The sequence below is a fragment of the Chryseobacterium indologenes genome (genome assembly GCA_016025055.1).
Taxonomy (GTDB): Bacteria; Bacteroidota; Bacteroidia; order Flavobacteriales; family Weeksellaceae; genus Chryseobacterium; species Chryseobacterium indologenes.
Genome location: CP065590.1, coordinates 598516 through 613748, shown reverse-complemented (window position 1 = coordinate 613748; position 15233 = coordinate 598516). Strand labels below are relative to the sequence as shown.

Annotated in this window: 14 protein-coding genes and 1 pseudogene; all 15 read left to right on the top strand. The window is 31.1% G+C overall.

Going from position 1 to position 15233, the window contains the following annotated elements; translation table 11 throughout:
- Nucleotides 1-3: 3 nt before the first annotated feature.
- The 15 genes and pseudogenes from lhgO to H3Z85_02745 all read left to right on the top strand — a co-directional run bounded on the left by lhgO (nucleotide 4) and on the right by H3Z85_02745 (nucleotide 15232).
- Nucleotides 4-1186, top strand: a pseudogene (lhgO, locus tag H3Z85_02815) (L-2-hydroxyglutarate oxidase).
- 41 nt (nucleotides 1187-1227) lie between these two features.
- On the top strand, nucleotides 1228-2352 hold the full coding sequence (locus tag H3Z85_02810; GenBank protein QPQ52438.1) for a DegT/DnrJ/EryC1/StrS family aminotransferase: 1125 nt from the start codon (nucleotides 1228-1230) through the stop codon (nucleotides 2350-2352).
- A gap of 17 nt (nucleotides 2353-2369) precedes the next feature.
- Nucleotides 2370-2942: an N-acetyltransferase gene (locus H3Z85_02805; protein QPQ52437.1), complete on the top strand. Its 573-nt coding sequence runs from the start codon at nucleotides 2370-2372 to the stop codon at nucleotides 2940-2942.
- An 11-nt stretch (nucleotides 2943-2953) separates the two neighbouring features.
- Nucleotides 2954-4576: a right-handed parallel beta-helix repeat-containing protein gene (locus H3Z85_02800; protein ID QPQ52436.1), complete on the top strand. Its 1623-nt coding sequence runs from the start codon at nucleotides 2954-2956 to the stop codon at nucleotides 4574-4576.
- A gap of 8 nt (nucleotides 4577-4584) precedes the next feature.
- The gene (locus tag H3Z85_02795) at nucleotides 4585-5598 is read left to right on the top strand and encodes a Gfo/Idh/MocA family oxidoreductase (protein QPQ52435.1); all 1014 of its coding nucleotides are present in this window, start codon (nucleotides 4585-4587) and stop codon (nucleotides 5596-5598) included.
- A 2-nt stretch (nucleotides 5599-5600) separates the two neighbouring features.
- Nucleotides 5601-6707 carry a DegT/DnrJ/EryC1/StrS family aminotransferase gene (locus tag H3Z85_02790; protein ID QPQ52434.1) on the top strand — a complete coding sequence of 369 codons (1107 nt, stop codon included), beginning with the start codon at nucleotides 5601-5603 and terminating at the stop codon, nucleotides 6705-6707.
- A 25-nt stretch (nucleotides 6708-6732) separates the two neighbouring features.
- The gene (locus tag H3Z85_02785) at nucleotides 6733-7689 is read left to right on the top strand and encodes an NAD-dependent epimerase/dehydratase family protein (GenBank protein QPQ52433.1); all 957 of its coding nucleotides are present in this window, start codon (nucleotides 6733-6735) and stop codon (nucleotides 7687-7689) included.
- Nucleotides 7679-8299, top strand: coding sequence for an acetyltransferase (locus H3Z85_02780; GenBank protein ID QPQ52432.1), 621 nt, complete (start codon nucleotides 7679-7681; stop codon nucleotides 8297-8299). The genes H3Z85_02785 and H3Z85_02780 overlap by 11 nt, the downstream gene beginning before the upstream one ends.
- Before the next feature lie 11 nt (nucleotides 8300-8310).
- The gene (locus tag H3Z85_02775; GenBank protein QPQ52431.1) at nucleotides 8311-8898 is read left to right on the top strand and encodes a hypothetical protein; all 588 of its coding nucleotides are present in this window, start codon (nucleotides 8311-8313) and stop codon (nucleotides 8896-8898) included.
- Between the two features lie 50 nt (nucleotides 8899-8948).
- Nucleotides 8949-9548 (top strand): hypothetical protein, encoded by a 600-nt coding sequence (locus tag H3Z85_02770; GenBank protein QPQ52430.1) that lies wholly within the window; start codon nucleotides 8949-8951, stop codon nucleotides 9546-9548.
- 2 nt (nucleotides 9549-9550) lie between these two features.
- Nucleotides 9551-10657, top strand: a complete 1107-nt coding sequence (locus H3Z85_02765) for a glycosyltransferase (protein ID QPQ52429.1) — start codon at nucleotides 9551-9553, stop codon at nucleotides 10655-10657.
- A 330-nt stretch (nucleotides 10658-10987) separates the two neighbouring features.
- A complete protein-coding gene (locus tag H3Z85_02760) occupies nucleotides 10988-11998 on the top strand; it encodes an EpsG family protein (protein QPQ52428.1) in 1011 nt (336 codons plus the stop codon).
- 9 nt (nucleotides 11999-12007) lie between these two features.
- Nucleotides 12008-13123 carry a right-handed parallel beta-helix repeat-containing protein gene (locus tag H3Z85_02755; protein QPQ52427.1) on the top strand — a complete coding sequence of 372 codons (1116 nt, stop codon included), beginning with the start codon at nucleotides 12008-12010 and terminating at the stop codon, nucleotides 13121-13123.
- 116 nt (nucleotides 13124-13239) lie between these two features.
- Nucleotides 13240-14094: a glycosyltransferase gene (locus H3Z85_02750; GenBank protein QPQ52426.1), complete on the top strand. Its 855-nt coding sequence runs from the start codon at nucleotides 13240-13242 to the stop codon at nucleotides 14092-14094.
- The gene (locus H3Z85_02745; GenBank protein ID QPQ52425.1) at nucleotides 14084-15232 is read left to right on the top strand and encodes a glycosyltransferase; all 1149 of its coding nucleotides are present in this window, start codon (nucleotides 14084-14086) and stop codon (nucleotides 15230-15232) included. Before H3Z85_02750 ends, H3Z85_02745 begins: the two co-directional genes overlap by 11 nt.
- Nucleotide 15233 lies beyond the last annotated feature (1 nt).

The following is a 15233-nucleotide window of genomic DNA, read 5'->3' as shown; positions in this document are numbered from 1 at the left end:
CCAATGAATTATGATGTCATAATCATCGGGGCAGGTTTAGTGGGATTGGCAACTGCATACCAAACTAAACTGAAAAACCCGGGTTCTAAGATTCTTATTTTAGAAAAAGAAAATAATGTTTCACTGCATCAATCCGGACATAACAGCGGAGTGATTCACAGTGGTATCTATTATAAACCAGGAAGCTTAAAAGCAAAAAACTGTATTGAAGGCTACAACTCTGTTATCAATTTTGCAGAAAAGTACGGTATTAAATATGACCTCTGCGGAAAGATAATAGTAGCAACTTCACAGGAAGAATTACCTCTTCTGGATAATATTTATAAACGAGGAGTAGAAAATGGTCTTGAAAATTTACAATACCTTTCAAGAGAAGAGTTTCGTGAAATAGAACCTCATTGTGAAGGGGTGAGAGCTATTAAAGTTCCTCAAACAGGTATTATAGACTATCCCGGTGTTGCTCAAAAAATAAAAGAACTTTTTGAAGAACTGGGGGGAAGTCAGATTTAATCAGGAAGTAAAAAATATTGTTACCAAAGGTAATGAGATTATAGTTCAAACCGCTACTGCTGAATTTAAGACTTCTAAATTGGTTTCATGTGCCGGACTTTATTCAGATAAGGTTACAAAAATGACCAATCAGGAGAATGATGTCATCATTATTCCTTTTAGAGGCGAATACTATAAAATTAAGGATGAGAAAAAGCATTTGGTAAAACATCTTATTTACCCTGTACCTGATCCTAATTTCCCGTTCTTAGGAGTTCATTTTACAAGAATGATTGATGGAAATATAGAAGCAGGTCCTAATGCTGTGTTAGCTTTTAAAAAAGAAGGATATAAATTTTTTGATTTTGATTTTAATGAAACCATGCAAACGCTTATGTGGCCAGGTTTTAGAAAAATTGTTGCCAAATATGGTAAAACAGGAATGGGAGAGGTACACCGTTCTCTTTCAAAATCCGCTTTTACAAAAGCACTGCAAAAATTAATGCCGGAAATTCAGGAAAGCGACCTTGTTCCCGGTGGTTCAGGAGTGCGAGCTCAGGCGTGTGACAGGAATGGAGGATTGATTGATGACTTTGATATTGTGAAAAACGGAAATATCATTCATGTAAGAAATGCACCAAGCCCTGCTGCCACTTCGTGTCTTTCCATAGGAAACACGATAAGCGAACTTATATAAAATGGCTTATTTTCAAGAAACACTTAAAGATTAAATAGCATATGAAAATCCAAATGGTTGATTTAAAAAATCAATACGAAAAGATAAAAGAAGAAGTAAATGCAGGTATTCAGAATTGTTTAGACAATACCGCATTTATTAATGGTCCCGCAGTAAAGGAATTTCAACAGGAGTTTGAGAAATATTTAGGCGTAAAACATGTTATTCCGTGTGCTAACGGTACCGATGCCTTACAGATCGCAATGATGGCCCTAGACTTAAAACCAGGGGATGAAATTATTTGCCCTGCTTTTACTTATGTTGCTACTGCTGAAGTAATGGGACTTTTGGGCTTAAAGCCTATTATGGTAGATGTCAATGAAAATACTTTTGATATTGAGCTTGAAGGTTTGGAGAAATATATTACACCAAATACTAAAGCTATCGTACCTGTCCATTTATATGGGCAAAGTGCCGATATGGAAAAGATTCTTGCATTTGCACAAAAACATAATTTATTTGTAATAGAAGATAATGCGCAGGCTATAGGTTCTGATTATACTTTTTCAGATAGAACAGTTAAAAAAACAGGTACTATAGGACATATTGGTTGTACATCATTTTTTCCCTCAAAAAACTTAGGTTGCTATGGTGATGGAGGTGCTTTGATGACGAATGATGATGATCTTGCTCTAAAAATAAGAATGATAGCAAATCATGGGCAGGAAAAGAAATATTATCACAAAGTATTAGGTTGTAATTCAAGATTGGATACAATACAGGCTGCTGTTCTAAAAGTTAAACTGAAGTATCTTGACGAATATTCAACATCAAGAAATAAGATGGCAACCTATTATGACGAAAATCTTGCCGGTATCTCCGATATTGAAATTCCTGCTAGAGCAAAAAACTCTACTCATGTATTTCACCAGTATACTCTCAAAGTAAAAAATGGAAAAAGAGACGAATTGCAAAAATTTCTTGGTGAAAAGAACATACCAAGTATGATTTATTATCCGCTTCCATTATACAAGCAAGAAGCTTTTCAACAATATGTGACAGAAGGTTTTACCCTACCGGTTACTGAGAAACTTTGCTCGGAAGTCATTTCACTTCCTATTCATACGGAATTTGATAAGGAAGCTTCAGATTTCATTGTATCTGAAATTAAAAACTTTTTTAACTAATCATTAAACAGAATATTATGTCGGATTTCTTTGCACACGAAACAGCTGTTATAGACGATGGATGTCAGATAGGTAATGGGACTAAAATTTGGCACTTTTCACATCTTATGCCTGGATGTATTTTGGGAGAACAATGCAATATTGGACAAAATGTTGTCATCTCACCTAAAGTGGTTTTAGGAAAGAATGTTAAGGTGCAAAATAATGTTTCCATCTATGAAGGGGTTACATGTGATGATGACGTTTTTCTGGGGCCTTCAATGGTTTTTACCAATGTAATCAACCCTAGAAGTGCAGTCAACAGAAAGAATGAGTATCTTAAAACACATGTAGGGAAAGGAGCTTCTATTGGTGCCAATGCAACCATTGTTTGCGGACATAATATCGGACAGTTTGCTTTCATAGGAGCTGGTGCCGTTGTTACAAAGGAAGTTCCTGATTATGCTTTAGTGGTAGGAAATCCTGCAAGACACTTAGGCTGGATGAGTGAGTATGGGCAACGCCTTGAATTTAATGAAGAAGGAGTGGCTGTTTGCAGTGAAAGTGGAGAAAAATACAAAATAGATAATAATAAAGTTTCGAAAATTTAAATTTTATTGACATGCAAGATATAATGAATTTTCCCAATGTATTTGGAGACGGTGTTCATGACGACACTTCAGGAATTCAGGCTGCTTTAAATACTGCAAAAGACATATATTTTGGAAGCAGTGATAAAACATTTCTTGTATCGGACTCTTTAAAATTAAACGATCACCATCAATTAGTAGCACAAGGAGCAACAATTATTCAAAAAGCTTTGCAAAAATCAATCTTTGATTTTTCGGTTGCTGATGCTGGTTTGGCAAAGAAAAATATTTCTATTACAGGATTTACTTTTATAGGCTGCCAAAATGAAAGATATAATAAATTATTAAAGTCTAATTCCGAAGCTAAAGCTATTAAATGCGATTATGCTAGAAATACAGTAATAAGAGATAATAATTTTAAAAATTTTATGTATTCTCCTTTAATGGCGAATGATGTAGATAACTTTTTATTTGCAAGTAATGTTTGCTTTGGATTTGACAGTTGGGATAACTGGTTACCTCCGAATACCTCAATTAATGATATTGAGCCAAGAGACAATACTGCAATTACAATAGGGGGCAACAATATTAAAATTCTGGATAACACAATTAGCAATACTAGTCAAGGTATTTTTGTGATTTTAGGAAGTACTAAGGTTATAATAAGATCTAATTTTATTTCTAGAACACTTTACGAACACGGAATATACGCAGATTCAGGTGTTTCAGATTTATTGATATCAGATAATATTATTAGTGATATAATGCATACGGGAATTAAGGTTCAGAATTATGATAGAACTGAATCTGAAATCAATGTCACATATGTAAATTCAAAAAATATTACAATCAGTAATAATTCTGTTTCCAATGCAAAAGCTGATGGGATATTGGTATTAAACTCTTACCCTGAAAATCCGCCCAGAATCTACGCCCAGAATGTATCAATAACAGGAAATAATGTTTCAGGTGTTAATGCCAATGGTATAAACGTACGATGTGCTAAATATGGTACAGTAGGGAATAATATTATCAACCAAAATTTGGTAGGGATTTATATTGATAACGTGAAATTTACAACTATCAATAATAATGTAATTACTGATAGCCAAGAAAACGGAATATATGACCAAGGGACTGGAGAAGAAATTCTATATGTCAATAATTATATAAATGACTCCGGAAAGAAAGGAAATACCACAGACGACAAAAAGTCAAATATGTTTTTAATAAATGGATCAAACAGATATGTAGTTGGCAACGTTGCAAAGAAATCATCAACACATAATTTGGCTATTGAAAGTGGAGAATTGGAAACCTGGGAAATAAGAAATAATTCTTTTCTTAATTCTGAATATAATAGCATAAGAATTATTGCCAATGTAAACTCTCAAAACTTCAGATACTTTGGTGAAAATATTTTAAAAAACAAAGCAGGAAATACTGAGATTGCCCTGCCAAATAATTCACAGTTATTTAATAGCCCGCAACTTGGAAATCAGGATATGTATTTTAGTAAGATAGCTCCTCCAAGTTCACCAGGGAATTATAAGAAAGGAACAATAATTATTAATTCTAATCCTATTCCTGGCGGCTTTATTGGATGGGTAAGTACTGGGACAACCTGGAAACTATTTGGAAAAATCGAAAATTAAAATAAAATATGGAAAATAAAATAAAATTTGCAGTTGTAGGATGTGGACATATCGGAAAAAGACACGCAGAAATGGTGTCAAGAAATTCTGAATGTGAGTTAGTAGCATTAATTGATGTAAAAGATAAATCTGTTTTAGGAATAGAAAGCTATGATGTTCCGTTTTTCTCATCACTGGAAGATTTTTTAAACTCCGGGATAGAAGCAGATGTTGTAAATATAGCTTCTCCGAATGGATTCCATTTTGAGCAGGCTTACAAAGTAATTGACTCCGGAAAGCACGTTGTTGTGGAGAAACCAATGGCTCTTAATAAACAAGATGCTGAAAAGCTTATTTTCCAGGCTCTTCACAAGCATAGGCAAGTATTTGCCGTAATGCAAAACCGCTACTCTCCGCCTTCAGCATGGATCAAAGAAATGGTAGAAAGCGGAAAGCTTGGTGAAATATACATGGTTCAGCTTAATTGTTACTGGAATCGTGATGACAGATATTACAAACCTGAATCTTGGCATGGTAAAAAAGATCTGGATGGAGGAACATTGTTTACGCAATTTTCACATTTTATTGACATTATGTACTGGTTATTTGGGGATATCACCAATATCCAAGCAAAATTTGCAGATTTCAATCATGAAAATCTTACCGATTTTGATGATTCAGGATTTGTAAGTTTTGATTTTGTGAACGGAGGAATGGGGTCTTTAAATTACTCAACTTCAGTGTGGAACCAGAATCTTGAAAGTTCTATGACTATTATTGCTGAACATGGAGCCGTAAAAATCGGTGGCCAGTATATGGATAAAGTAGAAGTTTGTATTATAAAAGATTATATAATGCCTCAATTACCACCTACAAATCCAGGTAATGATTACGGGGCATATAAAGGTTCTGCAGCTAATCACCACTATATTATTGAAAATGTTGTAGATGTGTTAAAAGGAAGAAATACAATAACTACCAATGCGCTGGAAGGCTTGAAGGTAGTGGATATTATAGAAAGAATTTATCAATTAAAAAACTAATTATGTTATCAAATTTTGTTCCGTTGGCAAGTCCTGATATTAATGATGCAGATATCAACAATGTTGTTAATGTTTTAAAATCAGGGATGTTGGTTCAGGGAGAGAATGTAGGTTTATTAGAAAACTTTTTCTCTGATTATCTTGGAGCAGCACGTTCTTCTGCCTTAAGTAATGGTACTTCTACCTTACATCTTGCCCTGATCACTTTGGGGATCGGTCCAGGTGACGAAGTGATTATACCCGCATTCAGTTACGTCGCTACAGCCAATGTGGTAGAGCTGGTAGGCGCTAAATGTATTTTTGTAGATATTGATAATAATACATTTAATATTGATGTTAATAAAATAAAGAAGGCTATTACTCATAATACTAAAGCTATTATTCCTGTTCATGAATTTGGTTTGGCCTGCGATATAGAAGCTGTAATGAATATTGCTAAAGAATACAATCTATATGTTATTGAAGATGCTGCTTGTGCTTTGGGAGCGACTCAGAATAATAAAAAAGTTGGAACATTTGGAGATTTTGGTTCATTCTCATTACATCCGCGTAAAAGTGTTACCAGTGGAGAAGGAGGAGTTCTGACAACAAATAATGTTGATTATGATACAAAAGTAAAAATCCTTAGAAACCATGGTATTGAAATGCAGGATGGCAGAATGGAGTTTGTAGAGGCCGGTTATAACTATAGAATGACTGATTTTCAGGCGGCATTAGCTCATAGTCAAATCCAGAGACTTAATAATATCCTGAAGCTTAAGCAAAATCTTGCAGATATATATTTGTCAGAAATTAAAAATCCAAAAATTATATTACCTGTAGTTCCAGTAGACAGAAATCATACATGGCAGACATTCCATGTATTAATTGATGACAGCTTACAACAAAGTGAAGTACTTGGTTTTTTAAGAAATAATAAAATTGGTGCTAACTATGGTGCACAATGTATTCCTGCAATGAAGTACTATGCAAATAAATATAATTTGGACTATAAAGCAAACTTTCCTAATGCTTATAAAGCATATTCCAAGGGAGTCGCTGTACCATTGTATGAAAAGCTTACAGAAGATACAGTCTATAAGATATCACAAATAATAAATACAATATAACTAATTCTAAAATAAATTATTTCAAATGATAACTAACAAAACGATTTTTATTACCGGCGGGGCGGGATTTATTGCAAATACTCTGATTAAGCATTACGTAGAAAACAATAAAATTGTTGTTTATGATAACTTCCACAGAGATACTTTGAGCTCAAGTGATGTTGCTAACCACGCAAATTTAACAATCATCAAAGGTGATGTACTTGATTTACCATTTTTGACTGAAAGTATGAAAGATGCTGATATCGTAGTCCATGCTGCAGGTATTGCGGGTATTGATACCGTAATCAAAGATCCTGTAAGAACAATGAGCGTAAACATGATCGGAACTGCCAATGCTTTAGAAGCTGCAAAAGTAAACGGAGTAAAAGACAGATTTATAGATTTCAGTACTTCCGAAATTTTCGGTAGTCACGCCTTCAAAAGTAGAGAAGAAGATACTGCAGTTGCAGGAAGTGTAGGGGAAGCAAGATGGGTATATGCGGTTAGTAAACTTGCAGGAGAGCACTTAGCTCATGCATACTATAAGCAACACGAACTTCCTGTAGTAACTGTAAGACCTTTCAATGTGTATGGACCTGGACAAACAGGAGAAGGTGCATTACAAATTTTTATAAAAAAGGCTCTTAAAAATGAAGATATCTATATTTATGGAGATGGTACAGCAATCAGAGCCTGGTGCTTTGTTGATGATTTCGTAGACTGTCTGATTAGATGTATCGAAGATCCTAAAGCAATCGGGGAAAGTTTCAACCTTGGTAACCAGAGAACTGTAATCACTACTCTTGGATTGGCTGAATCTGTTTGCCGAGTATTGAAGAGTAGCAGTAAAATTATGTTTAAAGAAGCGTTAAGTGCAGATATTGAAATGAGAATTCCAAGCGTGACAAAAACTAGAGAGATTTTAGGTTTTGAAGCTAAGGTAGATCTTGAAGAAGGTATCTTGAGAACAGCAGAATACTTTAAGTCTATTGAAAACTAAAGAAGAAATATTAATATTTCCTTATAGCGGGACTGGCATTGAAGCATTAGATTGTCTTTCTGATGATCAATGTTGTATAGGTTTTATTTCCGATGATATTTCAATTATCGGAACAGAACAGTATGGCATTACAATATATAGTAGAGAAGCTTTCCAAAAGTTTCCAGGTGCTAAGATTTTGGCTGTCAATGGCAGTCCCGTTTCTTTTAAAAAAAGAAAACAGATTATTGATAGTCTTGAACTTGAAATTAATAGATTTACGACACTCATACATCCCAAGGCTATTATTGGGAATAATGTAAAGGTTGGGAGTAATGTTCTTATAATGGCAGGAGTGGTAGCTACAGCTAATGCTGAGATAGGAAATCATATCTGTATTCTTCCTAATACAGTTATTCATCATGACTCTAGGGTAGGAGATTATACCCTTGTTGCAGCAAATAATACGATTTGTGGAGATGTGGTTATAGGTGAAAACTGTTATTTAGGAGCAAGTTCAACAATTAGAAATGGGGTCTGTATTGGAGATCAAGTTTTACTGGGGGCAGGAAGTAATGTTGTTAAAAATTTAATATCCGGTATTATTGTTAAGGGAAATCCTGCTAAATAATTCCATTTGAAATGGTGCAAAAATTAAAATCTATTTTGAACCTGATTTATATTTCTTTACCAGAATATATTGCAGGTTTTTCTGTTTTTATTATCCTTATCTTCTTATCCCGCAATGTAAGTCTGGCTGATATTGGAGAATTTACATATGCAAATACATTAGGACAGACAGCTGCTGCTATCTTTGGCGCTGCGATATTGACTGTATTGAGAAGAGATTTTGCTTTTTCAGATGCTATAAGTGATAAATATCTTCTTACAGTTTTTTTTGCAAGAATAGTATTGTTTTTATGTACTGCAGTAATTCTTATTCTTTCATATTATATAAAGGGAATAAATTACCTTTCTTTTTTAATGATTTTGGCAAGGCTTATAGATTCATTAAGTGAAACACATTATTATTATCTGCTTTCTAAAAATAAATTTAAAGGATTTTCGATCATAAAAAGCAGCCATTATATCTGCTTATTACTATTACTTTTTATTGTCGCGAAATTAGTAGGATTTTCCTCTATAAATATTGTTGGATATATATTTGTTGCTAACAGTATTTTTTGGTTAATATTGAATTTATCAATGGTTTATTCGCAAAAAAAATAAGCAGGTATATACATTGGAAAAGTGCATATTTAAAAAGCTTTTTAAATAGAATGTTTCCCCTTTTACTAAGTACGTTTGTTTATATATTAAGTACTAGAATCAACGTGTTGGTGATCAAGCAATATTGTACAGCTGATGAATATGGTATTTTTAGTATTATAATTAGTATTATTGGTATATTTTCAATTTTAGCTACAGCCATGAGTAGTTTTATACTCAACAATCAAATAATTGTATTCAAAAATTCACACCGTGACTATCTTAATCTGGTAAAGAAACAATCAATAGTTTTCCTTTTTATCGGGATATTATTTTATGGTATTTCATTTATTTTGAGTGATTATATAGCATTTGTATTTAAAAATTTTGATAACGATTATATTGGGTTTCTTAAATTGGCCTTAATTTCCGTTGTTCCTCTTTTTTTACAAGTTCCTGTAAATTATTATTTTACTGTAATTAATAAAAATAAACTGGCACTTATTTTTTCAATTTCATTATTTATATATGCACTTTTGGTTTATATAGGTTTTTCATACTTTATGCAATTAAAAGGAGCTATATTTTCACTGATTTTGTATACCTATAGTTGGTATATAATTTTAGTGGGTGCTATATCCCTATATTCTAAAAAATTAAATAAAATTTGACAATGAACATTCTAATATGTACCAATTCTTTATGTTATGGAGGAGCAGAAAGCTTCTCTATACAATTGTATGAAAAATTAAAGCAATCATATAATACGAGCTATCTAATATTTTCTGATGATACAAAAATATTAGAAAGGTTTCAGGATACTAATGCTAGCGAAATATTCTCTACAAATAAAGGATCAAAAGGATTTTTGTCGATGTTATCTCAGATTTTTAAGGTATACAATTACATTAAACATAAGAAGATAGATGTGGTTTATTGTTCTATGCCGCCATCAGCATTAGTATTTTGGATTATTAAGTTATTTTATAATAAATTTAAGATCATCTATATTACGATGCATGTGTATGAAAATGCGGTGAAAAATGAAAAAGCTTTATGGAAAACTGGGTTGCCGAATAAAAGCACCGATAAATTTTTTGGATTAAGTGATTATTTATCTCAGCAATTAATTAATAAGAATAAAGCAAATAAAGAAAAAGTGCTTACAAATAGGCTGCCTGTAGATACACAAAAATTTTCTCCTGACACTAAACTAAAAAGAATTGATATAGATTTACCGGAAGATAAAAAAATACTCGGTATCTGTTGTAGATTACATCCTCAAAAGAGGGTACACTTATTTATAGAAACATTTAGATTTTTAGAAGATAAGAATGTAATAGGTGTAATTTATGGGGAAGGGGAAGAGTATGATAAATTAGTTGAATTAATCGGCAAGTATAATTTGAAAGATAAAGTTTTGTTACGCCCTTTTATTGATAATGTTAACGAAGTTATTCCTTTATTTGATATTTATTTACAGACAGTCAGCGGGCCTAATTTAGGCTTAGTTACTTTAGAAGCTTTTAGTTGTGGAGTTCCAGTAATAATGTTGGCGGATAATGATGAAGAAAAATATATGATTGAAGATACTTACTGTGGTCAAAACGTAGGAGGAATATCGAGTACGGAACCTAAAACTATAGCTGCAACAGTAGAAGATCTTTTAAATAATAATTTGGATCAAGTAAAGTTAAATTGTAGAAAACTTGCTTTGGAACAGTATTCGTGGAAGCAATTCATGAATATAAACGAAATTGTTTTAAAAGGATTATTTTAGTAACATATCATTGCTATTTATATGTAAATTTGTATTACATAAGACCGTGTAAAGGTAGTAACTCAATCTGTCTTATATAAATCTATAATTTAAAATTGGTCTTAATAATAGTTTTAAAGATATATTCATTATAGTGTTGCTTTCCCCCACGGCTGATGCACAAATAAATTTATTAATCATAAAAATTAATGCCCAGGGGAGAATACTTAAAATAAATTCCCGAATTGTGTAGGGTTTCAACATTTTTTTATTTTTTTAATGGAGAGTTTTAATAATATATACTATATCTTGTATGGAAGCTGTGGATTGATCGCTTTTATACTAGCATATATGCTTGATAAACATAATTTTCAATCAAATAACTTTATAAAACTATGCTTATTATACGTAGTATTATTTTCGTTATTATTTGGCTTTAGAGATTTAGATGTAGGTTCAGATACTGGAATGTATAGTTGGCAATATATTAATTCTGAATATCTTGAAAATTGGGGCACAGATTTCTTTATTAAAATTATTTTTTCAACTCTTAAATTGTTTTTAAATAACGATCCCGTTAACTTTTTTATGTTTATGGCATGTATATTCAATGCTTCCATATTTTTAACGGCCTATTATCTTTCAAAAATTTATTCAGTTAATATCATATTTGTATTATTTATTTTTTTTAGTTTGTTCTTTTATAAAACATTAGGTACTAATATTATAAGGCAAGGAGTATCTTTGGGCTTTTTTATTCTTGGGGTTGTTTTATTTTTTTATAAACAAAAATATACAATATCTGTTGTTGGATGTTTTATTTTAAGTATATTATTTCACTTTACAAGTATTATACCTATTATATTACTATTTTTAATAAGCTACAGTAATAAAAAAATCACTCTGAAATATTTTTATATCTTATATGTTTTAAGTATTATTTTGTCTTATTTTGATCTCGGATTTAATAAAATAATTGATAGCGGTCTTGTTTCAAATGTTGACGAAAGAAGAAGTAGCTATTTGGATGCGAGTAGTTATGATGGTTTGTACATGATTGGATTTAAACCACAGTTTGTTGTTTTTAATTCATTTTTTTTATTAGTCTTCATTTATATGAAAAATCGAATGAATAATATTAATGATACCATGTATCTTGTGATTTTAAAATCATATATTCTTTTAAGTTGTATATTCTTTTTATTTTTTCATATTCCTTATTCTGATAGATGGGGGGTGATATCGTGGATTTTAATTCCTTTCTTAATGGTACCTTATTTTAATAAAAAAGTTAATAATTTACCTTTTGGTTTTATAATTTTGGGGTTAGTGGGAATATTTATATTTTTTAATAACATTTAAAAATGAGTTATGAAGTACAAATTATTAATGGTTGTTTTGTTTAGTACTCTTTTTTCTTGCCAAACAATTGATTTTACCTACTCGTTACCAGATAGTCGTGTGATCAATGAGTATACGCAGCCATATCCTTTTCAAAAAGTAAATTTGAGTAATTGGGACAAATTAGAGAGGATTCTTCCTCTCAATTATAAAAATATAAATAAAGATTACACAAAGGAGATACAAACCTTTTTTAACTCACATAAAAATGTAATTCTTCCTGACTATCCTATATTTATAAGTAACGCTCTGGTTATAACATCCAATACAAATGTTTTTTTTTCAAAGAACTCTAAGATTATTTATACCGGAGAAGTAAAAGGCAGACACTATGATATCATAAAAATCGAAAATGTAGAAAATGTAAACTTATATAACCCCAATATAATTGGTAACAGAAATGCTAAATTACTACATAAGGGAGAATGGAATGCTGGAATATCAATACAAAATTCAAGGAAAATTAGGATTTACAATCCTATGGTAAAAAACACATGGGGTGATGGGATTTTTATAGGTTCAGAAACAGCAAGTTTTAGTGAAGATGTGATAATAGAGGGTGGCTGGATAGATAATGTAAGGAGAAATGGTATATCAATAACTTCTGCTAAAGATGTTTTTATTAAGAATATTCTTATTTCTAATGTAAATGGTACAAACCCGCAGTGTGGGATTGATGTAGAACCGAGCTTACCAGAAGATTTTATAAAAAATGTTAATTTAAATAAAGTATATACATTTAATAATGCTTTGTCTGGTATAGCAATAAATATGAATGCCTTAAATCAGAAGTCAAAGGATAAAGTTAAAAATGTTTCAATAAATATTAATAATCATACCGATAATAGGTCTTCATATGCTCTGCTAACATCTTTAAATACAGAGAATAGTATTTTTGATCCTAGTGGCGTTATTAATATATCTAATACGACATGGATCAATAATAAAAATGATAGTTATTGGAAATCGGAAACTAAGCAAGCAATAAAACTTAATTTTAAGAATATTAAGATTGATAGTCAATTAAAAAGCAAATCCTTTTTTAATACAGTAAATAATTCTGAGAATCTTTTATATAAAAATTAGAATATACAAATTTGGATATATATAATAAGTTATGGTTTCCCAAAGGGACCAATTCAATATTATAGGTTAAAGGAAATGATGAGTAAAATAATTAATTTTGTATTTGAAAATAATTTATGAGTTTAGTAACAATTGGAATTCCAGTATTTAACGCTGAAAAGTTTATCTTCAAAAGTATTCAGTCAATATTAAATCAAACATATCAAAATTTTGAATTGATCATTACTGATGATGGAAGTACAGATAAAACGCTTAAAATAATAGAATTTTTTAAGGATAGTAGAATTAAGGTAATTGCAGATGGTATGAATAGAGGTATCTCTTTTAGGCTTAATCAGCAAATTAATTTAGCACAAGGTAAGTACTTTGTAAGAATGGATGCGGATGATATTATGTTCCCTGATCGTATTGAAAAACAGGTGAAATTTTTGGAAAATAATAAAAAGATAGATGTTGTAGGTACTTCAGTTGTTGTACTAGATGATGAAGACCATATAATAGGATATCGAGAAGCTATTTTATTAAATGAGTATACGGATTTGTTTAATAAGATACTATTCAATCATCCTACTGTTGCTGGTAGGATAGAGTTTTTTAAAAAATTTTTGTATTCAGAAGATCTTGCAGGGGTTGAAGATGCTGATTTATGGATAAGAAGTTTCCCATCTAGTAATTTTGACATTATAAAAGAACCGCTCTTATTTTATAGAGATCCTTTAGTATTTAAATTAAAGACCTATAAAAGTAGGTTGACTAAGAAAAATAAACTCTTTAGAAGTAATGAATATTTGAAAAGCCATTTCATTTTAAAACAAAAGCTTATTATTGTAAATAATTTGAAAATGTTTCTAGCAACTCTCTTATCAAAAATACACCAAGATCAGCTCCTGATCTCAGGAAGAAATGTACAAAATCCAACCAACAAGGAAGACTGGGAAAAAAAACTAAATCTTATTATTGATGCAAAATAAAAAAGTTCTTCACATTATAACCATATCTTTTGTAATCAATCATTTTTTTGGAAAACAATTTAAATATTTACGTGCAAAAACCAACAATGATTATTATTTGGGATGTACTCCTTCAGAAGAGTTTTTTCAATTAGCTGATTCCTTAGAATACACTCCCTTTTCAGTTGACGTTACCAGAAACATCAGTCCATTTACAGATTTGGTCGCAATTTATAAAATTTATAAATTCATTAAAAAAAATAAAATAGACACGGCTGTAGGACATACTCCTAAAGGAGGGATGGTAACAATGATAGCAGCTTCTCTTGCTGGAGTTAATGATAGGATATACTTCCGACATGGCATTATATATGAGACAAGTAAAGGGCTTAAGAAATTACTTCTTAAAAATATTGATAGGCTTTCGGGAACACTAGCTACAAAAGTTGTTTGTGTAAGTCATTCTGTGCAAAAGATTAGTGAAGACGATCATTTGAATGCTTCATCTAAGAACATTATATTAGGTCTAGGCACATGTAACGGTATTGATACTGAAAATAAATTTAATCCAGAACAACAAGATGTTACTTTAATCACAGATATTCGTAAAGAACTAAAAATTAATAAGGGAGATTTTGTAATAGGGTATGTTGGAAGGTTAGTTAAAGATAAGGGGATAAATGAGCTTATAAATGCTTGGAGAGTGCTTCAAAAGAAACATAAGAATCTTAAACTTCTTTTAGTAGGCCCAATTGAAGAAAGAGATGCTATTAGTGAAGAGTCAAAGAAGATTATAGAGAACGACCCAAATATCATAAACACAGGATTTGTATTAAATGCTGCTCCTTATTTTAATGTAATGGATGTATTTGTACTTCCTACTTATCGTGAAGGGTTTCCTACAGTATCTTTAGAAGCCTCATCAATGAATCTTCCTGTATTGATTACTAAAGCTACAGGCTGTACAGAATCTATTATTGAAGGTCACACTGGACTTTTTATAAAAAATGAACCTGAAGATATTATAAATAAAATAGAGTTATATATTGAAAACCCTAATATGAAAAAGCAACATGGAAGGAATGGAAGAACATTTGTAAGACAAAACTTTGAAGAAAGGAAGATTTGGGATATCATACATGAAAAATTAAATTACTAAA